14 protein-coding genes and 1 pseudogene are annotated in these 24,258 nt (G+C 72.7%); 9 read left to right on the top strand and 6 right to left on the bottom strand.

All coding sequences use genetic code 11. The features are described 5' to 3' along the window. The first annotated feature begins 74 nt into the window (after positions 1-74). The 8 genes and pseudogenes from CBOVI_RS09215 (at position 75) to CBOVI_RS09180 (ending at position 9,421) form a co-directional block, all read left to right on the top strand. A complete protein-coding gene (locus CBOVI_RS09215) occupies positions 75-1,364 on the top strand; it encodes an adenylosuccinate synthase (protein ID WP_010265492.1) in 1,290 nt (429 codons plus the stop codon). A gap of 7 nt (positions 1,365-1,371) precedes the next feature. After that, positions 1,372-1,977 (top strand): GNAT family N-acetyltransferase, encoded by a 606-nt coding sequence (locus CBOVI_RS09210; protein WP_083825981.1) that lies wholly within the window; start codon positions 1,372-1,374, stop codon positions 1,975-1,977. Between the two features lie 128 nt (positions 1,978-2,105). Then, a pseudogene (locus tag CBOVI_RS09205) lies at positions 2,106-3,773 on the top strand (alpha-keto acid decarboxylase family protein). A 382-nt stretch (positions 3,774-4,155) separates the two neighbouring features. Beyond that, positions 4,156-4,509, top strand: coding sequence for a hypothetical protein (locus CBOVI_RS09200; RefSeq protein WP_125176319.1), 354 nt, complete (start codon positions 4,156-4,158; stop codon positions 4,507-4,509). Then, the gene (locus CBOVI_RS09195; protein WP_010265495.1) at positions 4,506-5,255 is read left to right on the top strand and encodes an ABC transporter ATP-binding protein; all 750 of its coding nucleotides are present in this window, start codon (positions 4,506-4,508) and stop codon (positions 5,253-5,255) included. The genes CBOVI_RS09200 and CBOVI_RS09195 overlap by 4 nt, the downstream gene beginning before the upstream one ends. Further along, a complete protein-coding gene (locus CBOVI_RS09190) occupies positions 5,252-6,310 on the top strand; it encodes a hypothetical protein (protein ID WP_010265496.1) in 1,059 nt (352 codons plus the stop codon). Before CBOVI_RS09195 ends, CBOVI_RS09190 begins: the two co-directional genes overlap by 4 nt. A 33-nt stretch (positions 6,311-6,343) precedes the next feature. Then, the gene (locus CBOVI_RS09185; protein ID WP_010265497.1) at positions 6,344-7,414 is read left to right on the top strand and encodes a nucleoside hydrolase; all 1,071 of its coding nucleotides are present in this window, start codon (positions 6,344-6,346) and stop codon (positions 7,412-7,414) included. Between the two features lie 516 nt (positions 7,415-7,930). Beyond that, the gene (locus CBOVI_RS09180) at positions 7,931-9,421 is read left to right on the top strand and encodes an alpha/beta fold hydrolase (protein WP_290214608.1); all 1,491 of its coding nucleotides are present in this window, start codon (positions 7,931-7,933) and stop codon (positions 9,419-9,421) included. A gap of 776 nt (positions 9,422-10,197) precedes the next feature. On the opposite strand, the gene CBOVI_RS09175 is transcribed toward CBOVI_RS09180, so the two are convergent. The 6 genes from CBOVI_RS09175 to CBOVI_RS09150 all read right to left on the bottom strand — a co-directional run bounded on the left by CBOVI_RS09175 (position 10,198) and on the right by CBOVI_RS09150 (position 22,054). Further along, positions 10,198-10,641: a helix-turn-helix domain-containing protein gene (locus CBOVI_RS09175; protein WP_010274665.1), complete on the bottom strand. Its 444-nt coding sequence runs from the start codon at positions 10,639-10,641 to the stop codon at positions 10,198-10,200. Between the two features lie 288 nt (positions 10,642-10,929). Next, entirely contained in the window at positions 10,930-13,377 is a 2,448-nt protein-coding gene (gene metE / locus CBOVI_RS09170) for a 5-methyltetrahydropteroyltriglutamate--homocysteine S-methyltransferase (protein WP_125186310.1), read from the bottom strand. A gap of 206 nt (positions 13,378-13,583) precedes the next feature. Then, a complete protein-coding gene (locus CBOVI_RS09165) occupies positions 13,584-18,449 on the bottom strand; it encodes an AMP-binding protein (protein WP_183273637.1) in 4,866 nt (1,621 codons plus the stop codon). Beyond that, positions 18,446-20,032, bottom strand: a complete 1,587-nt coding sequence (locus CBOVI_RS09160; protein ID WP_125186232.1) for an enterochelin esterase domain-containing protein — start codon at positions 20,030-20,032, stop codon at positions 18,446-18,448. Before CBOVI_RS09160 ends, CBOVI_RS09165 begins: the two co-directional genes overlap by 4 nt. Beyond that, a complete protein-coding gene (locus tag CBOVI_RS09155; RefSeq protein ID WP_010269389.1) occupies positions 20,032-20,268 on the bottom strand; it encodes a phosphopantetheine-binding protein in 237 nt (78 codons plus the stop codon). The genes CBOVI_RS09160 and CBOVI_RS09155 overlap by 1 nt, the downstream gene beginning before the upstream one ends. Positions 20,269-20,275: 7 nt before the next feature. Beyond that, positions 20,276-22,054: a (2,3-dihydroxybenzoyl)adenylate synthase gene (locus tag CBOVI_RS09150; protein ID WP_010269393.1), complete on the bottom strand. Its 1,779-nt coding sequence runs from the start codon at positions 22,052-22,054 to the stop codon at positions 20,276-20,278. 350 nt (positions 22,055-22,404) lie between these two features. Between CBOVI_RS09150 and CBOVI_RS09145 the strand changes: the two genes are divergently transcribed. Continuing rightward, positions 22,405-24,102 (top strand): HNH endonuclease signature motif containing protein, encoded by a 1,698-nt coding sequence (locus tag CBOVI_RS09145; protein WP_139016717.1) that lies wholly within the window; start codon positions 22,405-22,407, stop codon positions 24,100-24,102. Positions 24,103-24,258: the final 156 nt, after the last annotated feature.

Raw genomic sequence — 24,258 nt, 5'->3', positions numbered from 1 at the left:
TAGTAGACTGGCCAACCGTCTGTGTCCCGCAGCCCGGGACACCCACCGGAACGCAGTGAGGACGTGCAGCGCACATGACAGCAATCATCGTGGTCGGGGCCCAGTGGGGCGACGAAGGCAAGGGGAAGGCGACCGACATCCTCGGGGAGCGGGTCGATTACGTCGTCAAGCCCAACGGCGGCAACAACGCCGGGCACACGGTCGTCGTCGGCGGGGAGAAGTACGAGCTCAAGCTCCTGCCCGCCGGCGTGCTCAGCGAGAACGCGACGCCGGTCATCGGCAACGGCTGCGTCGTCAACCTCGAGGCGCTCTTCGAGGAGATCGACGCGCTCGAGGCGCGGGGGGCCAACGCCTCCCGCCTCAAGGTCAGCGCGAACGCGCAGCTCGTCGCCCCGTACCACCAGGTCATCGACCGGGTGACCGAGCGGTTCCTCGGCAAGCGCGCCATCGGCACGACCGGCCGCGGCATCGGCCCGACGTACGCGGACAAGGTCTCGCGCATCGGCATCCGCGCCCAGGACGTCCTCGACGAGTCGATCCTCCGGCAGAAGGTCGAGGCCGCGCTCAACCAGAAGAACCAGATGCTGGTCAAGATGTACAACCGCAAGGCGGTCGACCCGGAGGAGGTCGTCCAGTACTTCCTCTCCTACGCCGAGCGGCTCGAACCGATGCTCATCGACAGCGAGCTCGTGCTCAACCGCGCGCTCGACGAGGGGAAGTCCGTGCTCATGGAGGGCGGGCAGGCGACGATGCTCGACGTCGACCACGGCACGTACCCCTTCGTCACGAGCTCCAACCCGACGACCGGCGGCGCGTGCGTCGGCTCCGGCATCGGGCCGACGCGCATCACCAGCTCGCTCGGCATCGTCAAGGCGTACACCACGCGCGTCGGGGCCGGGCCGTTCCCCACCGAGCTGTTCGACTCGTGGGGCGAGTTCCTGCAGAAGACCGGCGGTGAGGTCGGCGTGAACACCGGCCGGACGCGGCGCTGCGGGTGGTACGACAGTGTCATCGCCCGCTACGCCTCCCGGGTCAACGGGTTCACCGACCTGTTCGTCACGAAGCTCGACGTGCTCACCGGCATCGGCGAGATCCCCATCTGCGTCGCCTACGACGTCGACGGCGTCCGTCACGACGAGATGCCGATGACGCAGACCGACGTCCACCACGCCGTCCCCGTCTACGAGACGATGCCCGCGTGGGACGAGGACATCACCGGCTGCCGGACGTTCGACGAGCTGCCGCAGAAGGCGCAGGACTACCTCAACCGGCTCGAGGAGCTCTCCGGGTGCCGGATCTCCTACGTGGGCGTCGGCCCGGGCCGCGACCAGACGGTCGTCATCAACGACGTGCTCGCCGGGTAGGCGCGGCGTGACCGGCGGTGGCGTGGCCCGGGGCGGGGAGGCCGGCGGCGCGGGGCGGTGGCCGTCGTTACCCCCGGTGATCCCGGTCGGCACCGGGACCGGCCCGCCGACCGCGACCGGCACCGACGGTGGGTGGGAACTCCGGCTGCTCACGGGGGAGGATCCCGGGGAGCTCGACGCCGTCCTCGCCACCGTCCCGGAGGCCGACCGGGCCGCGACGTTCCACTTCTTCACCGTGGTGCCGCTGCCGCTCGACGAGTTCGTCACCGCCGACCCGGGCCGGCGCACCTACGGCCTGTTCCGCGGCGACGAGGCACTGGCCTGCACCAGCGTCTACGCCGCCGACCCGGACGCGCGGACGGTCATGGCGGGCTTCACGTGGACCGCCCCGGCCTGGCGCGGGCGGGGCGTCAACCGGGCGATGAAGTCCGCCCTGTTCAGCACCCTCGCCGACGCCGGTGTCCGCGAGGTGTGGTTCCGCGCGGACGTGGAGAACACCGCCTCCTGCCGCGCGCTGGAGAGATGCGGCGCGGAGCGGGTGCGCGTCGACGACGCCCCGCGGGTGTACCCGGACCGTGTGTCACGGTCGGTCTTCTACCGGCGGGTGCTCTGAGCCGGTCCGGTCGGCGGGGCCGTCGCCGGCGTGGTCGGAGTACCGTCGGCGGTGGCGAGCACGGGGCCGCGCGGAACCGCCGGGTGGAGCCGACCGTGCCACAGACACACCGGAAGGGACTGAACTTCATGAACGACACCACGTCTGGACGGACCTACCGCGTCGTCGACTACCTCCTCGACCGACTCGCGGAACTCGGCCTCACCGAGGTCTTCGGGGTTCCGGGTGACTACAACATGAGCATCCTCGACGTCGTCGACGACCACGACCGCCTCCGGTGGGTCGGCAACGCCAACGAGCTCAACGCCGCCTACGCCGCCGACGGCTACGCCCGCGCCCGCGGCCTCGGCGCGCTCATCACCACGTACGGCGTCGGCGAACTCTCCGCCGCGAACGGCATCGGCGGGGCCTACGCCGAGTACTCGCCCGTGCTGCACATCGTCGGAGCCCCCAAGGACGAACTCCAGGAGCAGCGCCTCCTGCTCCACCACTCCCTGGGTGACGGGAACTTCGAGCACTTCCGGGACATGGCCCGGCACATCACGGTCGCCGACGCCCACCTCACCGCGCGCAACGCCGCCGCGGAGATCGACCGGGTCCTCCGGGAGGTCGTCCTCGAGTCCCGCCCCGGCTACCTCATGCTCCCGGCCGACGTCGTCGAGGCACCCGTCTACCGGCCGTCCGGCCCGCTCCGCGACCTGGAGCGGACGTCGTCGCAGGACGCCGTCGAGGCCTTCCGCGCCGCCGCCCGCGAGCAGCTCGACGGCCGCCGCACGACGATCCTCGCCGACCTCCTCGTCCAGCGCCTCGGCGCGACGGACGCCTTCGACCGGCTCCTCGAAGCCACCGACGTGCCCTTCAGCACCTCGGCGTAGGGGAAGACCCTCGTCAACGAGTCCCTCGACCGCTTCGCCGGGGTGTACGCCGGCGGCGCCTCCGACGAGCGCGTCCGCGCCGCCGTCGAGGACGCCGAGACCCTCGTGTCCATCGGCGTCGTCCTCAACGACACGCTCACCGCCGGGTTCACCGACAGCATCGACCCCGAGCGGGTCATCTCCGTCGACTCCGGGGTCAGCTCCGTCGGCGGGCAGATGTTCGCCCCCCTCGCCCTCCGCGACGCCGTCGACGTCCTCACCGACCTGGCGAAGGAGAAGGCCTGGGTGCCCCAGCCCCTCGACGACGCGTCCCGGCCCGAGGCGGACCCCGCGGACGCCGACGCCCCGCTGACCCAGGCCGACCTGTGGCCCACCATCGCCGCCGCCGTGGGCGAGGGCCAGACCGTCCTCGCCGACCAGGGCACCTCCTTCTTCGGCGTCGCCCCGCTGCGGATGCCGAAGGACGCGCTGTTCCTCGGCCAGCCCATGTGGGGGTCCATCGGCTACACCCTGCCCGCCTGCCTCGGTGTGGCGCTGGCCGTCCCGGAGCGCCGCGCGGTCCTGCTCATCGGCGACGGCTCCGCGCAGCTCACCGTCCAGGAGATCGGCACGATGCTCCGGGAGAAGGTCAACCCGGTCATCATCGTCGTCAACAACGACGGCTACACCGTCGAACGCGAGATCCACGGGCGGAACCGGCACTACAACGACATCGTCCGCTACGACTGGCAGACCCTGCCGGCGGCTTTCGGTGCGACCGAGGACACCGCCCTCACGCTCAAGGTCACCACCCTGCGCGAGCTGAAGGACGCCATCGCCACGGCGAAGAAGACGACCGACCGCATGGTCGTCGTCGAGGTCGTCACCGACCGCAATGATGTCCCGACGCTGCTCGCGAAGGTCGCCGGCGCGATGAAGTGACGCGGAGGTGACGCGCGGGCGGGTCCGCCCGCGCGTGCGCGGGACCGCCGGCGACGGAACCGGTGGTGGGGGCCCGGCGGTGGGGGTGACAGATCGCCGGTGAGAGGGTGACCGCCCCGGTCCGGCACCGGTCCGGCACCGGGGCGTGGTCCGGGCGGGGGGAATTATTGCCGGGGTGCTGTCACAGAGGTGCCGCCACAGGCCACTGAAGGGGAATGTGAAATGCCTTTTTTGTGCGGTGGCGAGGGTGTCGTGTGTCACATAGGCTTCGATAGTGAAGCCAGTGAAGTCCGGGTTTGCCGCAGGCCTCTGATCTCAGGGGACCTCGATTCCGGCGCCGGTCACGGTGCCTTACCTGAAAAATGGTGAAAGGGGCAGGGCGATGTCCTTGTACGATAAATCATTCACGGTTCCTAATCCGCATGAGAAGAGTGTGGACGAGCTGGCCGGCGCGTTGTCACCGTTGCTCTTCGTGCGGAGGGTGGAGCAGTCGAATGAGCGCATCGTTCTCTGGACCGGGTCCGTCCTTCTCCAGATGTTCGTCGGCATTGTGTTCTACTCCCGGTACACGGCGGCCCTCCGCGTGACGCTGACGGCGCGGCCCGGGGAGTTGCAGGTCGATGTGTCGTCACGTCACTGGGACCTCCTGTACGCGGTCATGAAACCGTTGGATGACGCGTTCCACGAACGGACAGTCCGTCAGATCGACGAGCTGCTCCGAAAGGCAGCGCAGTGAGCGGGCGGTCCCCCGGGGCAGCGCCGGCGTCGGGGGCCGGACCGTCAGCGCCGTTCGTCCTGCTCGACGGGGTGTCGTTCGACTTCCCGGGCACCCGGTTCCGCGACCTCACGCTCGAGGTCGGGCCCGGGGAGCTCATTCTTCTCGACGGGCCGAACGGGGCGGGAAAGACCACTGTCCTCACGACCATCGCTGGATTCCGCACGCCGTCCCGCGGTCGACGGGGGCCGACGCTTCCCCGCGTGGGAACGCGTCGGCACCAGACCGAGATCGGCTACCTTCCCTCCGACCCCGGGCCACTGGTCAACCTTCCCCTCCGGAAGTGGACGAAACTGATGGCGTCCTCCTTCGGTGTGCGTGACGGGGAACTCCGGGACATGTGGGTGGCCATGTCCGGGGACCCGTCCGCGTGGGACACCAGCCTCAGCGACCTGTCCACCGGTAACCGGAAACGCACCCTCCTGCTGCTCGCCTTCGCACTCCCGCGCCGGCTGCTGCTGCTCGACGAGCCGTTCGAGTCGGTCGACGACGCGGGGTCGGACGCGGTCGCGGGCGTGATCCGGGACCAGCTCTCCCGTGGGGCGGCGGCGGTGGTCGTGTCCCAGCGGGCGCTGCCCGGGGACCTCCGTGCCGACCGGACGGTCGTGCTCGGGGATCGGGACCGGGGCGGGTCACAGGCCCCCTCCGCCGACGGGTCCCGGGACGGCACGCAGCACGCCGGGCCTGACTCCGGGAGGTCGGCGTGACGCCGCCGTCACCCCCGCGCGGAGCCGCGGCGACGCAGACCGGGATCGTACGGTCCTCCTACGTCACGACGGGTCTCGGGCAGGTGCTGCTGTCTCTCGTCAGGTTGGCGTGCCTCGGGCGGACCGTCCTCCTCGCCGTCGACCCGGCCAGCCTGCACGACCTGCTGGTGACGGTGCCCGTCCACGTGCTCATCGTCGTGCTGGTCACGGTGCTCTACCCCGTCCTGCCCGCGGCGATCCCCGTCACCGACTCCCGGATCGCGTTGCCGGTGTCACGCGGGCCCAGGATCCTGGGTGGGCTGCTGGGCATGCCGGTGGTGGAGATGGTCGCCGCCCTGGCCGTCCTCTGTGCCGGGGCCTGGTACGCCGACGGCACGGTGGCGGCGGTCATCGCTGTCGGGACCGGTCTCGGTGTCCTCGTGGTGCTCCAGGCGTGGACTGTCATCCTGGTGACGTGGAGAAGCCACCACTGGGACGGGGCGCGGGGACGGCGCACCACGCCCCTGCTGTTTGTCGGTCTGGCGGTCCTCTACGCGGCGTTCTACTCCCTCGGGATCGTGGAGGGCAGCTTCTTCGGCCAGGCGGGTCTGCTCGCCGCCGTGTTCTTCGGCATGAATGAAGTCGGGGAGATCGCCGCCGCACGGGCCGTCGTCACCGAGCTCCTTCTCCCCGGGGTGGCGTCCGCGAACATCCGCCGGCGACTGTGGGCGTCCTCCGGCGTCGCCGCCGCCTGCGCGTTCGTCGCGGCGATGGGGGAGGGAGGTGTGGCACCCACGGTCGCCGCTCTCTGTGCCCTGTCGGTCGGGGCGGGGGTGTGTGTGACCGTCACCCTCACGTGGTGGTTGGTGGGTGTCCAGTCGTTCCTCTCCACCCTGATCAGCGTCGTGACCGGTGCTGTCCTGGCTGACACCGGGATCATCGCGCTCACCCGCGAGAGCTGGGCGCCGAGACGCACGGCCGTGATCGCTGTGGTCATCGGCGCCGGGCTCCTCGCGGTGCTGCTCATGAGGTTCCTGGGTGACCGGCGGGTGGCGCGCCGGGCCGGGTTCGCCTGACCTGGCGCGGGTGACCGGGCCTATCCTGTCCCCATGACCACGCAGCCCGGCCCCGGCCCCCGCCCGCTGTCCGTCGTCGCCGACGTGGACACGGGCATCGACGACGCCCTCGCCCTCACCTGGCTCGCCGCCCGCCACCGGGCCGGCCGGCTCCGCCTCACGGTGACCGCGAGCGCGGGCAACACCACGGCCGCCCTGGCGGCGCGCAACTCCCGCGAGGTCCTGCGCGTCTGCGGTCTCGGCGACCTGCCGGTGACCTGCGGGGCGGCTGCGCCGCGGGAGGTGCCGCTGGTCACCACCCCGGAGACCCACGGCCCGGAGGGGCTGGGCCACTGGATCCCCGCCGTCGGGGCGGACGCGCCGACGGTGGCGGACGCGCCGGACTCGCCCGACGAGGCCGTCCGTGCGTGGCGGGACGCCGCGCCGGACCACATCATCGTCGCCGGCCCCGCGACGACGCTCGCCCACGCCGTCGATCACGCGCCGGACGTCCTCCGGTCCGCGCGGGTCACGCTCATGACCGGCGCGTTCCTCTACCCGGGCAACACCACGCCCACGGCCGAGTGGAACGCCTGGGTCGACCCCCACGCCCTCGCGCACGTCGTCGAGCACTGGCCCGAGGGCGCGCCCCTGCCCACGGTGTGCCCGCTCAACGTCACGGAGCGGGTGCTCCTCCGCCCGGAGCGGCTCGCCCGGATCACCGCCGCGGTGCGCGCGGGGGGCCCGGGGTCGGGGGCCGGGCGGCCGGGGGAGGGTCCGCTCGTCGCGGACTTTCTCGACGCCGTCCTCCGCTTCTACTTCGAGTTCCACGATGCGGTCGGCGTCGGCTACGCCGCGCAGATCCACGACCTCGCGGCGGCGCAGGTCGCGCTGGGGGCCGTCGGCTACTCGACCCGGGAGGCGACCGTGGCCGTGGGGACCGCCGACGACCCCCTGCGGGGGACGACCGTCGCCGACGACCCCGGTTCCGCCGGACACTGGGGGCGGCCCGCGACCGCGCGGATCCTCACCGACCTCGACCCGGAGGCGGTGTTCGACGTCTACGCCCGGGACCTCCGCGCCGCCTACGCCGGGGGACCCGACGCCGCGCCGGGCACGCCGTGACGCGGGGGGCGGCGGCCCTGACCACGCCGACCCCCGATTCCGCCCCGCCCCCGCCGCCGTGCCGGACAGTCATCTATCACAACAGTATTAGTAATAGGGCTTCACCGCTCGTGGTACGGTGTGTGACGACGTGATGACCGTGACACTGTGGCCGGCCCCGCCGACGCAGGTCGGACAGAGTGGAGCACACATGGACAGCGTGGAGACCGGGACACCCCGGCACGACGGCACCCGGTCCGCAGGGGCCGGACACGACGGGGGACGCCGCCGGGCGGGGAGCGGGCGACGCCGGCTCCGGACGGTGGTCGCGGGCGTCGCGGCGGTGGGCGTCGTCGTCACCGGCCCCGGCCCCGCCGCCGGCGCCGTGGACCTCACCGACGGTGCCCCCGCACCGGCCCCCGCTGCCGCCCCGCCTCCGCACCCCCCCCGGTACCGGCCCCGACCCGGGACCTGGCCTGGGGCGACTGCCCCGCCGGCTCCCAGACCGGCCCGGCGACCCGGTGCGCCGACGTCACCGTGCCGCGCGACCCCGCCCACCCCGACGCCGGGACCATCACCCTCACCGTGAGCCGCATCCCCGCCGAGGGCGGTCCCGCGGAACGCCGCGGCGTCATCGCCGGCAACCCCGGCGGCCCGGGCGGCGACGCGCTCGGCATGTTCGCCGCCCCCGACGGCAGCCGCCCCGTCGACCTCCCCGAGGAGGTCCGCCGCCGGTACGACCTCATCGCCGTCGAACCGCGCGGCCTCGCCTGGGGCACGCCCCTGGACTGCTCCGGCGGGCCCTCCGAGGCGCTCGCCGCCGCCGGTGCACCGGCCCAGGTCGTCGCCATGAGCGCGACCGGCGGTGCGGTCCACGCGGCCTGTGAACGCAACCAGCCCGGGTACGTCGACACCATCACCACCGACAACACCGCCCGCGACCTCGACCGGGTCCGCGAGGCGCTCGGCGAGGACCGCCTGAACCTCTACGGTGTGTCCTACGGCACCCTGCTCATGGGCACGTACGCCACCCTGTTCCCGCAGCACACGGGCCGGGTGATCCTCGACTCGCCGATGGTCCCCGGCGACCGGTGGTTCGGCGTGGGGGAGAGCCGCAGGGCCCTGCGGAGCGAGACGATCGCGAACTTCTTCGCCTGGGTCGCGGAGAGGGACGACGACTACCACCTCGGCACCACGCCGCTCCAGGTCTACCGCCACTGGCTCGACCGGGTACGCGAGGAGTCCGGGATGACCGGGGCGCTCACCCCGCCGCCGGCGCAGGCCGGGGACGTCGCCCCGCTGGAGGGGTCCGTCGGGGACGCGGCCGTGGCCGTGATCGACGCCGTCGCACCCGCCCTGTGGCGGTCCGGCACCGCGTTCGACGCGGCACGCGCCGCCGCCGGGGAGGAACCGACGATGTCCATGATGAGCGCCGTCATGATGACGGCCGTGCTCTACAAGGAGGAGTCCTGGCCGCAGGTCGCCGAGCTCATCCGCGACGGGCTGCCCGCCGCGGACGGGGACGGGGACGGCGACGGTGAGCCGGGTGGCGACGAGCCGGGTGAGCCGGGTGGCGACGGCGGGCCGGGTGGTGGGGAGGCCGAGCCGACCCCCGAGGAACAGGAGGCCGCCCAGCGGATGCAGACGGGCCTCGAACTCGTCGACCTCGCGGTGAGCTGCAACGAGAACCAGGTCGTGCCCCGGCAGGACCGCATCGCCCCCGCCCTCGTCGCGAACCTCACCGGGGGTGACATGATCGCGATGAACGAGGACCTCCTCTCCTCCGGCATCCGGTGCGCCGGGTGGCCGGTGCCGTCCACCGCGACGCAGCTCGACGGCTCCGCCCTCGACACGCCGCCGCTGATCCTCGGCTACACCCGCGACTCCGCGGTCACCGGCGCCGGGGTGGAGGCCATGCGCGCCGTCCTCGGCGGGGACACCGTGGTGCTCGACGGATCGAGCCACGGCGTGCTCTCGAACAACCCGGACGAGGTCGTCGACCGCGTGACGGGGTACATGACCAGCTGACGGGCGGCGCGGCGCCCTGCCCCCCCGGGCGAGCTGAAACCCCCGAGTGAGCTGAAACCCCCGAGTGAGCTGACACCCCCGAGTGAGCTGACACCCCCGGGCGGGCCGACACCCCCCGGGGCGCCCGCGGGCGGGGTTGGGCGAGGTGTCAGGTGAGCCTCTGCAGCCTTTGACGGACGTATTCGGCGAATGCCGGGGAGGTCTTCCCCAGATCAGAGACAAGATTGTGGGGGATGCGCGCCGGGTGTTGTACTCGTGTTGCTGGAGGATGACCGAGTCGATCGTGTCCGGAGCGCTCTCGGCGGCGAGCATGAGCCAGGCGTCCGACGTGTAGAGCTCGTACGGGCGCTCGTCGGGATCGGCGTACAGCGGCTCGAAGTCGTGGATGTTGTCGGTGACGAGGTACGAGATGTTTCCGAACACCGCCGCCGAGTGGACGTGGGCGTCACCGGGGTCCGGGTACTCGACAGTCGTGTCCGTGGGGAACCGTTCGATCTTGTTGTCGCCCATGACCGCCATGAGGTAATTGCGGATGTTCTCCATCTGTGTGCTCGACGAGGTCGGGAAGCGGCGGCGACGTGCTCTCACCGCTTCGGCCAGGATGTCCTCGGTCCAGTGGAAGGACCACTCGCCCTGGGCTTCGGCGGCGATGAGACCGAACCAGCTGTGGAGAGTGGCGGATGCCCAGATGGTGGAGTCTACGAGTACGGAGTTGCGCCGTGGTGTCGTCACTGTGGGTCCATGGAGGGGATGCGGGGAACGTTCCGACGATGAGGCTACCGCGTGGTCGTCGGGTTCCCGTCGGCGAGCTCCTCTTCTGCGTCCATGAGGGCGAACACGGCGTTCCGGCGACGCTCCTTCAGCCGCTCGGCGAAGTCGAGGACGTCGCGGGCCGAGAGGCGGTGGTGGGCGCCGACCTTGTGGGCGGTGATGTCGCCGTTCCTGATGTACTTCATGAGCGTCGGGCGCGAGACGTCGAGCATCGACGCTGCGGTCGTCGTCGTGACCTCGCGGGGGAGGGTCGAGACGGTGATGGGGAGATCTTCCCTGATCGCGCGGAAGACTGCCGCGATCACGTTCGCCAGGGGCTCCGGCAACCGGCCACCGTCCGTGGTCCGGAGCGGATCGACGTCGGGGCGGAGACCGGAGATGAAATGCTCGGCGGAAGCCTGCTCCTCCGGTGTGAGGTGGAAGTGTTCCTTGTCGACGGCGATGCTCATTGCGGGCCTCCGATCTGTGGTGCACGCGGTCGGTTCCCGTGCATGACGCTCAGCGTACGGAGTTTCACATGTAAGTGCAATTCTCGCCGGCGTGCGGGGCTCCCGGCCCACGATCACCCGTGGGCCGGCCCCGGTCACACCGGGTGTGCCGGGCTGTCGCCGTCGTCCCTTGCCTCCCGAGCGAGCTGACACCCCCGGGCGGGCCGACACCCCCTCCGGGCGAGCTGACCCTCGGCGGGCGGCGGCGCCCTGCCCCCCCCGGGGCGCCCGCGGGCGGGGTGGGGAGGGCTAGGAGCCGACCTTCTCCCGGGCGGTGCGGGCCGCCTGGACCAGCACGCGGATGCTCGCGGTGGTCTCCTCCCAGCCACGGGTCTTCAGACCGCAGTCCGGGTTGATCCACAGCTGCTCCGGGGGGACGGAGTCCAGCGCGGAGGCGACCAACGCGTCGACCTCCGACTGCTCCGGGACGCGCGGCGAGTGGATGTCCCACACACCCGGGCCGACACCCAGCTCGAAGCCGCTGTCCCGCAGGGCCCCGAGGACCTGCATGCCGGACCGCGCGGCCTCGATGGAGGTGACGTCGGCGTCGAGGTCCCCGACCGTGCCGATGAGCTCGTTGAACTCGGAGTAGCACATGTGGGTGTGGATCTGGGTGTCGTCCGCGGCGCCGCCGGTGGCGAGGCGGAACGCGCCGACCGCCCAGCGCAGGTACGCGGGCTGCTGCGACCGGCGCAGCGGCAGGAGCTCACGGATCGCCGGCTCATCGACCTGGATGATCGCCGCCCCGGCGTCGGCGAGGTCGGAGATCTCGTCGCGCAGGGTGAGGGCCACCTGGTCGGCCGTCGCGCCGAGCGGCTGGTCGTCGCGGACGAATGACCACGCGAGCATCGTCACCGGGCCGGTGAGCATGCCCTTCACCGGCTTGTCGGTGAGCTTCTGCGCCTCCCGGAACCAGCTGACGGTCATCGGCTCGGGGCGCTCGACGTCGCCGAAGAGGATCGGCGGGCGGACGCACCGGGAACCGTAGGACTGCACCCACGCGAGGTCGGTGGAGTGGTAGCCCTCGAGCTGCTCGGAGAAGTACTGCACCATGTCGTTGCGCTCCGGCTCGCCGTGGACGAGCACGTCGAGGCCGAGCTCCTCCTGGCGGCGGATGACGTCGGCGATCTCGTCGCGCATCGCCTGGTCGTACTGCTCCTGCGTGATGTCGCCCTTGCGGAGCTTCGCGCGGGCCTGCCGGATCTGCGTCGTCTGCGGGAACGAGCCGATCGTCGTCGTCGGCAGCGGCGGGAGGTTGAGGCGCTCCTGCTGGGCGGCGTGCCGGGCGGCGAAGGGGGAGCGGCTGCGGTCCGCGTCGGTGATGTGGTCGGTGCGCTCGCGGACGGCGTCCTTGTTCGTCCGCGGGGACCGACGACGGGACTCCACGGCCCGGGCCGACTCCTCGACGGCCTCACGGTCCGCGTCCGTCGCCTCGCCGCGCAGCAGGCGGGAGAGCACCGCGACCTCGGCGACCTTCTCCTCGCCGAACGCCAGCCAGGAGCGGAGCTCCGGGTCGTCGTCGAGGGAGGTCTCCTGGGCGAGGGAGTAGGGGACGTGGAGCAGCGACGACGACGTCGAGACCCCGACCGGGCCGCGGGCGTCGAGCGCGCGGAGGGTGTCCAGGGCGCGGCCGAGGTCGGTGCGCCAGATGTTGCGGCCGTCGACGACGCCCGCGAGCAGCAGCTCCTCACCCGTCCAGGAGGGGAGGAGGTCGCGGTCGGCGACGTCGGTCTGCTCGGTGTAGCGCTCGTCGGTCCTGCCCGTGACGAGGTCGACGCCGAACGCCGCGACACCCGTGCCCGACAGGGTCTTCACGGCGAGGTCGCCGTCGCCGAAGTACGTCTGGACGAGGAGGGACAGGCCCGCGGCCTCGGCGGCCGCGGCGAGCCGCTCGTAGCCCGCGCGGGTGCGGGAGAGGAGGTCCTCGCGGCGGGCGTCGTCGGTGGAGACGTCGGTGACGAGGAAGGGCTCGTCGAACTGCACCCACACCCCGGGGGTGGAGTCGGCGGCGTCGGTGTCGGCGTCGGCGGCCGGGGCGTCGGCGGAGGCGCCGGCACCGAGGCGGTCCGCGAGGCGCGGCAGGAGCCGGATGTAGGCCTCGACGACGTCCTCGAGGTGGTCCAGCGCATCCGACCCGTCGGTCGTCCGCGCGAGGGCCAGGTACGTCAGCGGGCCGATGAGCACGGGGCGGACCGCCGTCCCGCGGGTCGCCTGGTCGGCGATGTCCGCGAGCAGGGCGGCGTCGTCGAGCCGGAACTCCGTGTCCGCCGCGAGCTCCGGGACGATGTAGTGGTAGTTCGTGTCGAACCACTTGGTCATCGCCGAGGCCGGGAGGTCCTTCGTGCCGCGCGCGGCGGCGAAGAGGCGGTCGATGTAGACGGGGAGGCCGTCGTTCTCGTGGTCGGGCACGTCGGCGACGCGGGCCGGCAGCGCACCCAGGAGCGCGCTCGTGTCCAGCATCGAGTCGTAGAAGCTCCGGCCGATCGAGGGCACGGAATCCAGCCCGGCAGCGGTGAGGCCGTCGGACAGCTGGTTGACGAGCCGGGTGGCCGTCGTGGCGAGGGCACGCCCGGTCGACGGGTCCTTCCAGTACGTTTCCAGCGCCTTCTTGAGCTCGCGCCGGGGGCCGATGCGCGGAACCCCGGCGACCGTGGCGGTGATCGGGTCCGTGAGCGGACGGTTCGTCGAACTGGTCATGGTGAGTTCTCTGATCCTCGTAGAGTTGATGTGCGATGTGTGGCGCGACCGGTGGTCGCACGGCCGGGGGCCGACGGCGACGTGCCGCACGGCAGGGGGCCGACGGGGACGGGCCGCACGTGATGTCGCAGATTCACCCTCGTCCGGGGCTCCAGGAGGGGGGTTCGGAATGAACGCACTGCGAGACCTATCCAACAGTAGACCGCTCAGTCTGTCAACTGTGTCACGTGCGTGCGGGGGGTGCCCGTGAGCAGCTCGGCGACGGCCCGGAACCCCGTCGGCGAGACCATCCCCGGGTGGTCGACGGGCAGGGGCAGGATCTCGACGCGGCGCGCCCACGGCCGCCACAACGTGGCGTCGAGGGTCGCCGGGACGGGCGGGCCGGGCGGACGGCGCGGGGGCGGCGGGGCGGTGGTGTGCGGTGTGGCGGGGTCGGCCGGGGTTGCCGGGTCGGCCGGGGTGGTGGTGTGCGGGTCGGCCGGGTTGGCCGGGGTGGCGGTGTCACGGGCTGCGGCGGTGAGGACGTGGAGGGTGGCGTCGACCCTCCTCGTGTGGTGCGTGCGCATGAGGTGGGCGTTGTGTGCCACCATCTCCGCGACCGTCCGCACGGTGTCCGCGGGCAGCGACCCGAAGACGCCGCCACGCCCGTCGACCGCCGCGAGGACCGCGTCGAGCGTGACCCGCGACGGGTCCGGCAGATCCCCGACGCCGAGCCCCGCCATGGCCAGCACGCCGGTGAGACGCTCCTCCTCCGTCGGCGGAGGCAGGGCCGCCCACGTCTCCGCCGGGTAGGCGTCGAGGAGGATCAGCCGGCCCACCCCGATCCCCCGGTCGGCGAGGACCGCCGCCGTCTCCTGGGCGAGCACCCCGCCGACCGACCAGCCGAGCAGGTCGACCGTCGGCGTGGAGGTGGCGTGGGGCGTGGTGGTGGCGTCGGGGTGGGGCGTGGTGGTGGCGTCGGCGTCGGCGTCGGCGTGGGGCGTGGCGTCGGCGTGGGGCCCGGAGGCGGCGTTGGCGTCGGCGTGGGGCGCGACCGCAGCAGCGATGAGGTCGGCGTGGAGCTCCGCCTCCTCCCGCAGCGACCGCGCACGCGGCCCGCCCGTGAGCCCCGGCGACTGGAGCGCGAACACCTCGCGCCCGTCCGGCAGACACGGCAGCAGGCCGGTGTACGCCCAGCCCAGCCCACCCGCCGGATGGACGCAGAACAACGGCGGCGGCAGGGCGTGCTGTGACGGTGCCGGGGGAGAGGTGGCGTCGTCCCTGGTCCGGAGCCGGAGTGGCACGATCGGCGAGTAGGCGGACTCCCCCGTGACCGCTGTCACGATCCCTCTGGGGGTGCGGCCCGCGATGACGTGGGCGACGGTCACGCCGGGGCCGAGCACCGCGCGCAGCTCCGTCGCCAGGCGCACCGCCGTGAGCGAGTTGCCGCCGAGGTCGAAGAAGTTCGCCGTCGGCGGCACGGACCCGACGCCCAGCAGGCGGGCGACGGTGTCCGCCACCGCGCGCTCCGTCGCGCTCGCCGTCCCGGGCGGCGCGGGCGGGTGAGCGCTGTCCCGCTCGTCGGCGTCCCCGCCGGTGCCGGCGAGAACCTCGAGCGGGGAGGGCAGGGCGGCGACATCGACCTTGCCGTTGACCGTCACCGGGACCGACGCGATCGCGCGCACCACCGGCTGCACCGACCCCGGCAGGGCGTCCGCGGCCCGACGCCGGGCGACGGACACGGCGGTCGCGTCGTCCACCCCCGGCGCGGGGACGACGTACGCCGCCAACGTCGGCTCACCCGCCACCGTGGTCACGACCGCCACGCACGCGGCGACGGGACCGCCGGTGATGACGGACTCGACCTCGGCGGGTTCGAGGCGCTGCCCCCTGATCTTCACCTGCCTGTCCCGCCGCCCGTGGACGACGATGAGGCCGTCGTCGCGCACCGTCGCGACGTCACCCGTGCGGTACACGCGCGCGCCGGGCGGGCCGCCGGCCGTGGGATCGGCGGTGAACGCCACGGCGGTGGTCGCCGGGGCGCCGACGTACCCCGTGGCCAACTGGATCCCGCCGAGGATGAGCTCCCCCGGCGTCCCGACGGGGACGGGGCGACCGAGATCGTCCACCACCTCCGCGCGGGTCCCGGGCACGGCCGTGTCCACGGCGACCGTGCCGTCCGGCTCCGTCACGGCGGCGAGGGTGTCCGCCGTGAAGGACGCGGCGGTGACGTCGACGGCGGCCTCCGTCGGGCCGTAGAGGTTGTGGACGGTGAGCGGCGGGGTGGCGGGAGCGTGGGGTGCGGGGTCCGGGGGTGTGGGAGCGGAGGCGGCGTCTGCGCCGGTCGGCGGGGTAGCGGCGAATGTGGAGAAGGCGGCCCGCGCGGTGGCGGCGTCGAGAACCTCCCCCGACAGGACGAGGTGGCGCAGCCGCGGAAGGATGCCCGCCGTGGGCGTGGGGTCCGTGGTGGGCGCGGGGGCGGGGTGTGGCGTGGGGTCCGCGGTGGGCGCGGGGGCGGCGTGTGGCGTGGGGTCCGTGGTGGGCGCGGGGTGGCCGGCGTCGACGAGGACACTCTTCAGCGCACTCGGGACAAAGTGGCACACCGTAGTGGCCGTCTCCCGGAGTTCGCGGAGCAGCACCGCCGGGTCCCGGTGCGCGCCGTCCGACGCGATCGACTGGCACATGCCGTGGGTGTACGGCAGCAGGAGCTCCCACACGGAGACGTCGAAGGACATGGGTGTCTTCTGCATCACGGTGTGCGGCTGTGTCAGTGGCCGGGTGGTGGTGGGGTTGGCGGGGTCTGAAGCCGTGCCGGGCGCGGTCGGGCTCGTGGGGCTTGAGGTCGTGCCGGGCGGGACGGCGGAATCCACCCCGAGGAGATCCGCCATCCACGACAGTCGCGCGGCGATCGCGCGGTGCGGGACGGCGACACCCTTCGGTCGGCCCGTCGAGCCCGACGTGAAGATGACGTACGCGGTGTCCCACGGATGCGGCGACGCCGCCGCGCGGGGCGGCGCGGAGGTCGGCGCGGACGTCGGCGCGGAGGCCGCGTGGGGGCCTGGGGCGGACGATGCTCCGGTGTCTGTGACCAGGGATGTTCCGGGTCGGGGGGACGACGGGTCGAGCCGCACGACCGGCGCGTCCGTGTCCACGCCTCCGCCGCCGACGTCCGTGACGAGGATGTCCGGCGGGCAGGTCTCGACCATCGACGCGAGCCGGTCCGGCGGGAGGTCCGGGTTCAGCGGAACCCACGCCGCGCCCGTGAGCGCCGTCGCGACGACAGCCATGCACGACGCCGGACTGCGCCGGAGGTGGATGCCGACCGTCCGTCCGGGCCCCGCGCCGAGGGCCAGGAGGTGGTCCGCGAGGTGGTCGACCTCCCGCCACCGTTCCGCGCGGTCGAGGTCCCCGACCGGGCTGCGGACCCCCGGTGACCGGCGGAGATCCGGGTCGGCCAGGTCGCGCTCCCGGGCGTCGCGCAGGAGCCGGGTGAGCGTCGTGGGGTCGGCGGCAGCGGTGGCGTCGGCGGAGGTGGCGCTGCCGGGGGTGGCGCAGTCCGCGGAACCGCGGGCGGCCGGCGGGTGGTCGGCCGACGGACCGGTTGGCGGATCCGTTGACGGGCCGGTTGGCGGATCGGCCGGCGGGTGGTCGGCCGGCCGCAACGGGATCTCGGCCCAGTGGCGCGGACGCGCGTGGACCAGAAGCCGGATCATCGCCGCCACCCCGCGGCAGTGACGGTCGGCATCATCGTGGGTGTGCCACGTCGGGCGACCGATGATCTGCAGGTCAAGGCCACTGTCCGGGCGCGACTGCGCGATGAACTCCAGGTCGGTGACCGGCCCCGTCGAGATTGTCGTCAGGGTCGCCCGGGTGTCACCGAACCGGAACAGCGGAGAGAACGGCCGGATGTTCAGGCTCGGCCCCGTGAGCAGGCGGTCGGGATCCGTCACCCCGCGTACCCGCCGGATGTCCTCGGCCCGGCACCCCGAATGGCGGCGGAGACCGGCGAGGGCGCGGTCGACGGCTGCGAGGCTGTCGTCGGGCCGCAGGTGGGGCTCGACGACGAGCGGGAGCACGGTGACAGCCGGGTCGACGGCGGTGAGCCGACTCCCGGCCGGCCGGCCCATCACCGGCAGGCCGAGCACCGCAGGGTCCGATCCCGGCGACGTCCCCGTGCCGGACACCGCGGCGACGTAGTGGCCGGTGACCGCCGCGAGGACCGTCGCCTCGGAGACGCCGTGGTCCCGCGCGAACGTCCGGAGCGCCCGGTGGTCGTCCGGGCTCAGCGTCGTCGTGGCCAGGGGGTACGTCCTCCGGGGCCCCGGGGCCGCCGGTGCCGGGGTGGGCCGGTGGCGCGCCAGCACCGGGGGACTCACGGGGAACTGCAGGTCACGCCAGTATTCGAGGTCTGCCTCCCGCGCCGGGGACGACGCCGCCTGCGCCGCCTGCCCGAGGCACTCGGCGTGGCTGAGGAACCGGTCGGCGACACCCGGCGACGCGGCGCCCGCGACCCGCGCCGTGTAACACTCCGCGATCCAGCGGATGATCACGTGGACCGCGAAACCGTCCGCGATGACGTGGTGGAACCGGGCGAGCCAGGCGAACCGTCCGTCGGGGAGGTCGAGCAGGTCATGGCCGGAGAGCATGTCCCCGGACAGGGAGAACGGTGCGTCGACACCCGACGTCCGGTCGGCGTCGTCCCCGGGGGCCACCGCGATGCGCGCGGCACACCAGTCGATGAGGTCGACCGCCCCATCCGGCGCCAGAGGCTCCGCGACCTCGTAGCGGTGCGGGTGCGGAACCAGCCGGGCCCCGTCGTCACCCGGAGTCGCCGTGACCGCGGACTGGAGGACCTCGATCTGGTCGAGGCAGTCGGTGACTGTGGCACGGAGTACCGCGACGTCGGGCCGGTCGTCGAACACGAGCAGCTCAGCGCACTGGAAGCGCGTCGAGGTCGGGTCCGCCGCCTGTGCCAGGAACACGGACATCTGCCCGGGGGTCAGGGGCAGTCCGGGCTCACCGTCCCGGGACGGCGGGGCCGGGGGCACGGTCGGTGCGGGCCCTGCGGTGGGAAAGTGCTTCTGATCAGTCACGACGCCCCCCTCAGCAGGCTCTCGAGTCCGTCGATGACGCCGGCCCGCCACCAAGCGTCGTCGTGCCCTCCGTCGTAGACCCTCGTGTCCACCGGCCACCCGAGGGCTTCGAGCGTGAGGGAGAGCTCGTGGACGTGCGGGAGAAGGTGGGGCTCCCGTAGGCCGACAGTCAGCCTGACCTGCGGTAGCGGGTGACCGTCGGGTGGCGTCGGCTCCGACGGTTGGCGGGACCCTGACTGCGGTCGCGGCTCCGGCGGGCGGGACCCTGATTGCGGTCGCGGCTCCGGCGGGCGGGACACTGATTGCGGTTCGCGCTCCGGCGGGCGCGGGTGGGAGAGGATCCAGCGGGTGAACCACGTCTCGCCGTGACCGGGCCCCGGTTCCGACGGTCGACCTGGCCTGCCGGGGGTGCACCAGAGGGACGGCGACTGCGCCAGGATGCCGCCCCAGGTCCCCGGGGCTTCGTGGACACTACGCAGCGCGGCCAGTCCTCCGAGACTGCAGCCGCACACGATCCGCCGGCGGTCACCCGGTGGGGCCAACGTGATGCCGTGCGCCGCGGCCGTGTCCTCCGCCCAGGGGATCGCCTGGTCAGCGACGGCGCGGAGCAGATCGGCGCTGTGTCCCAGGGAACCGACCCGGTCCGCCCGGTCCGCGTTGCCGACGCCGAGCACCGCGACCGCGGGAAGACGGCCGGCGGTGACGGCGGCGTCGATCGCGGCGGGGAGTCCGAGATCGTCGAACCAGTGGTCTCCGTCGAACATCGTGATCAGGGGGACCGGGGCCGGTGGGCGCGGGTCGTCCTCATCCGCCACTGTCGGCGGCGCGGGGAGGAGGAGGCGCAGCGGCTTCTCGCGCATCGTCGGGGTGAGCACCGGGTGCCCGCCGCCGGGCGGGCGCGCCGCGCCGGGCAGCCGCATGACGGTGCTGTGGACCCGTCCCGTGCTGGTTGTGGCGACATCGTCCCATTCGGTGAGCGGGCCGGCGAGCGGGCCACGGTAGACGGAATGGCCGATGCCCTCGCGGTGGACGATGAGTGGCCGGGACCGGTTGAACGGATCCGGGTGCGGTCGCAGGTGACGGGGCACGACGGGCGGTGGGCCGGCGGGCGGCTCCGTGCCCGGGGGCAGGGGGACGAATCCGTAGCTCAGGCGGGTCGTCGGGGCGAGGTCGAGGGTGAGGACCCAGACGTCCGTCCCCGGGATGTGGTGCATCAGACCGAGAGCCTCCCGCCCCTTGTCGGTCACGCGGTTGACCCGGAGATACACCCGGTCGCAGGTGGCACCCCGCTCCTGGCGCCAGAGGAACGTCACCTGCATCGTCGCGTCAGCGGTGCGCGTGTCCCCGGCGGCGGTGTCCGTGACCGGCCCGGCCCCGGCGGCGGAACCGGTGTCCGTCCCCGCGCCGGTCTCGGGCGCGACGAGTGGGAGGGCTGCGTCGACCGGTGTGCCGAGCGTGCGCACGCGGGTCCAGAACCGCTCGACCGTGGCGGTGTCGGCGTGGGTCAGGTGCGCGGTGATCGCCGCGGCGGTCATGCAGCCTGACGCCCCCGGGGAGCCGGTGGCGGGCAGGGGGCCTGTCATCACTGCTCCCCGGCGCGGAGAAGGGTGACCCATTCACCGAGCGTCGGGTGGGTCACGAGCTCGTAGTAGTCGACCGACGCCCCGTCGGCACGCCAGTCCTCGATGAGTTCCATCATGCGCAGGGAGTCCAGACCGATGTCGGTGAGGACGGTGTCGTCCTTCAGCTCGTCGGCCGGGTAGTCGGTGACGGAGGCGATGTCCGCGACGATGCGGGCGCGGGAGAATGTAGCGGACATGGTCACCTCACTTCCCCGTCTCCGGGCGCTGCGACTGGAAGTACCGGCTGAGACGTTCCCTGAGGTCGCGGCGCGACAGCTTCCCGACACCGGTCAACGGGAACTCCGCGCCTGTGTGGATGACGTCCGGCACCGCATGGCGGGCCAGACCACGGTCGATGAGATACCGGCGGAGCTCCGTCTCGAGAGCGCGCCCGGAGTCGGTTTCGGATGAATCCCCGGCACCTGCACCGGCCCCGGCGGAGGGATTCGGGATGACGAACGCCACGATGCGCTCGCCGAGGCGGTCATCCGTCACAGGGACGACAGCGACATCGCGGACGGCGGGATGTGTCAGGATCACATTCTCGACCTCGGTCGGGGAGATCTTCTCCCCGGCCCGGTTGATCTGGTCCTTCACCCGTCCTGTCACCATGACGGCACCGTCCTGACGAAGCCGGACGAGGTCGCCGGTGCGGTAGAAACCACGGCTGTCGAACGAATCCCGGTCGACCCCGCCGACGTACCCCCGCACCGTGTACGGCCCCCTGGTCCACAACGCGCCGACGGCGCCGACCGGGAGCAGCTCACCGTCCTCGTCCCTGACCTCGATCTCGTCCGCCGGGGAGATCGGCCGCCCCTGGGTCGTCAGGACGGTCTCCTCGTCATCGTCCTCGCGGGTGTAGCAGACCAGGCCCTCCGCCATCCCGAAGACCTGCTGGAGCCGGACGCCGAGCTCGGGCTGGATACGGCGGGCGGTCGTCTCGGTGAGCGGGGCCCCGCCGACCTGGAGCGTCTGCAGTGACGAGATGTCCCGGTCGATGCGGGGCAGGGCAGCGAGCCAGGCGTTGACGAGCGGAGGGACGAGGGCGGTCAGCGTGATCCGCTCCTGCTCGACCAGCCCGAGGGCGGTGCTGGGCGTCGGGTCCGGGCAGAACACGAGCGTTCCCCCGGACCAGAGGATGCCGAGGATGCCGGGCGAACTCAGCGTGAAGTTGTGGCCGGCCGGGAGGACGACGAGCATCCGGGTGCCGGGTCCGGTCCCGCAGATCTCCGCCGAGGCGCGGATCGAGTAGTGGTAGGCGGCATGAGTCCGCGGGATGAGCTTGGAGGCGCCCGTCGTACCCCCTGAGAGCTGGAGCAGGCCGAGGTCGGTCGGTGCGACGTCGGGGCATGGCGGTGGGACCGGGTCCTCCTTGCTCCCGTCGACGAGCGCGTCGAGGGAGACGGCGTCACCGGTGATGTCGTCCGCCGGGCCCGCGACGAGGGTGAACGGCCGGTCGGCGTCGTCGGCGGGCGTTGCCGCGTCGTCGGCGGTGGCCCCCGGACCGTGGACGTCGGCGATGGCGCCGGCGGACAGCGCCGGGTAGTCGACGCCGGCGTGCGTCACCGGGACCACGTGCGCGCGGGCCCCGGACATCCGGAGGAAGTGGGCGATGTCCGCCCGTCCGTGGGCGGGCAGGCACAGCACCGGTATGGCGCCGATCCTGAACACGCCGAGGAGGACCCGGACGAAGTCGACCGTGTTCGGGAGCTGGACGAGGACCCGGTCGCCGCGGTTGACGCCCGCGGAGGTGAGGGCCGCGGCGAGACGCCCGACCTGCTCGTTGAGCTCCCGGTAGGTCCAGCGCCGGCGACGGCCGTGGCAGTCGTCGCCGACCACCGCCTCGAGATCGCCGAAGCGCGTGGCCGACACCTCCGAGAGCTCGGCGAACGTGTCCGCGGTCCAGTACCCGGCCTCTGTGTACCGTTCGACCCATTCCTGCGGGTAGAGCGGGGTGTCGGCGGGGAAGGATGTGGTGGTCAATGTGGCTCCTGAGTGTGGTCGGTGTGGTGGTGTGTGGCCCGGCGCGCCGGGCTTCAGGTGTTGTGTCCCGGGACGATACAGCAGGGGTGGGCGCTCGGCCCCGATTCGGGGGTAGCGGAAGGCGGTGACCTGCGGATGTGTCGCTGACGGGACGGCGTATCGGAGAGTGTGTTCGATTGTCTGTGGCGGTGGGGAGAGGGTCTTGACGGGATGTGAAGCCCTGTGTATGCTGCGGGTATCGAGATGTGAACGGCCTGGTGGGCGTGCATATCGGGGATTCTGCAGGGGGAACGGATGGTCGAATGACCGTCCCGGTGACTGGCCCTAGGGGAGGGGAGACGATGCAACCGGTGGGGAGTACTCACGATCTGCGGACCGCCGTGGCGGCGATGGAGAGTGCGGCGGCGATCGTCGCCGGCAGCGGCGAGGAGGTCTGGGGGCGGCTCGGCGAGGATGAGCGCGTGGAGCTCTACGCCCGCCTTGAACGCGCCCGGAAGTCGCTGGCGCTGGCGGACGCTGCGTTCCTTCTCGCCCACGCGCCGTGCATGCCGGCCGGTGTGTACCGACGTCCCGCGTGGCTGGCCCGGCGGTTCCGGCTCACGTCACGCGATGCCCGCCAGCGGGTCAAGGCCGTGCGCCGGCTCGACGACCGACCCGTCGGCCCTGAGGGACGATCGGCGGCGACGGCCATGCCGGAGGTGAGGGCGATCGTGGCCGAGGGCCTGCTCGACACCGAAGGTGTGGAGAAGATCGACCGTGCGATCACAGGACTCCCCGCATCGGCGCAGAACAGGATGGCTGCGGTGGCCGACGGCCCGATCGCCAGGGTCGTCCGCGACCACGGGCCCGACGCCCTCGACGACCTGGCGCCGATGCTGCGGGCGCTGCTCGGACAGGATGACCCGTACACGCGGGAGGACCGGGCGCGGATGCGACGGCTCACCCTCAGCAAGCAGGGGCCCGACGGGATGTCGTCACTGCGCGGGCTCGTGACACCACGGTGCGCCGCCGCGCTGGCGAAGCTCTTCGCCGACCACGCCGGGACGGGGGATCTCCTCGAGGAGGGGGAGAAGGACCTCCGTTCTGCGGAGCAACGACGCCACGACGCGCTCGAGGCGGCGGTCCACGGGGGTTTCGGTGTGGATGCCGACGGGGCCGACGCCGCAGGCCCGGGCCGGGCTGGGGGAGTCACCGGTGGCAGCGGGGGACAGGACCGCGGCGGCGGAGAAGGCGACGGGGACAGTGCCGGAGGTAAGGGGGAACCCGGCGACGGCGACGGGCCCGACAGTCTGCAGATTCCGCGACTGCGTGGGCGTGGTCTCGCTCCCCGACGTCGGACGACGACCATTGTCGCGGTCACCACGCTGAAGGATCTGCTCGCCCGACAGGGCACGGCGATGACGGACACCGGAGTCCAGCTCCCGCTGGCGGATCTCGTCGAGGATGCACTGTGCCGCGACACCTACCTGCATGTTCTCGGCCTGCGGGGCGAGACGCTGTACCTCGGGCGGTCATCCCGGCTCGGGAGTACGGCACAGTACCTCGCTCTGCTCGGGGAGGAGGGGATGAGCATGGCGCCGGGCTCCGCGACATGCGCGGCCCGGTGCCACATGCACCACATCGACTCGTGGGAGTCGGGTGGGATGACGGACATCGACAACCTCACGCTGGTGGACCCGCTCACCCACGCCAAGATCGACGACTCGCGGACCGATTCCTCGCGGTGGTGGACCATCAGGTCCGATGCGCAGGACAGAGAGCGCGGTGGTTCGGGTGGTGGACCGGGCGCCGGTGGCGGCGGCGACGGTGGAGGCGCCGGTGGGGGCGCCGGTGGAGGTGACGGTGGAGGTGACGGCAACGGTCCAGGTCGGCGTGAACGTGTGGACAAAGCCGTGTGGATACCGCCGGTCCAGCTCGATCCGGAACGGGAACCGAGGGTGAACGGGCACCCGTCGGCGTGGGCCAATCCGGGGCGTTCGGTGCGTCGTGCGCGCCAGGACGAGAAGGAGCTCCGGGGAGAACATGGCCGGTTCACGGATGAAGGCTGAGGGAGTGAGAGTGGAGGGAGCGAGACTGGCGGGCGTGGGGACGAAGGGTGCGGGCGCCGGGTCGAAGGCTGAGGGAGTGAGAGTGGAGGGACTGAGAGTGGAGGGACTGAGAGAGAGGAGAGAAGAGAGAGGTCAAGGGAGGAACGCCCGGAGCCG

This window comes from Corynebacterium bovis DSM 20582 = CIP 54.80, from assembly GCF_030408615.1.
In the GTDB taxonomy this organism is placed as follows: Bacteria; Actinomycetota; Actinomycetes; order Mycobacteriales; family Mycobacteriaceae; genus Corynebacterium; species Corynebacterium bovis.
Note: the sequence above shows the minus strand (reverse complement) of the source record. Positions and strands in the feature narration are given on the sequence as shown.

Bases quoted from the DNA above. Each gene is read 5' to 3' on its own strand.
- CBOVI_RS09175 (WP_010274665.1), bottom strand. From the start codon at position 10,641: ATGAGCATCGCCGTCGACAAGGAACACTTCCACCTCACACCGGAGGAG.
- CBOVI_RS09185 (WP_010265497.1), top strand. From the start codon at position 6,344: ATGACCACGCAGCCCGGCCCCGGCCCCCGCCCGCTGTCCGTCGTCGCC.
- CBOVI_RS09215 (WP_010265492.1), top strand. From the start codon at position 75: ATGACAGCAATCATCGTGGTCGGGGCCCAGTGGGGCGACGAAGGCAAG.
- CBOVI_RS09200 (WP_125176319.1), top strand. From the start codon at position 4,156: ATGTCCTTGTACGATAAATCATTCACGGTTCCTAATCCGCATGAGAAG.
- metE (WP_125186310.1), bottom strand. From the start codon at position 13,377: ATGACCAGTTCGACGAACCGTCCGCTCACGGACCCGATCACCGCCACG.
- CBOVI_RS09155 (WP_010269389.1), bottom strand. From the start codon at position 20,268: ATGTCCGCTACATTCTCCCGCGCCCGCATCGTCGCGGACATCGCCTCC.
- CBOVI_RS09160 (WP_125186232.1), bottom strand. From the start codon at position 20,032: ATGACAGGCCCCCTGCCCGCCACCGGCTCCCCGGGGGCGTCAGGCTGC.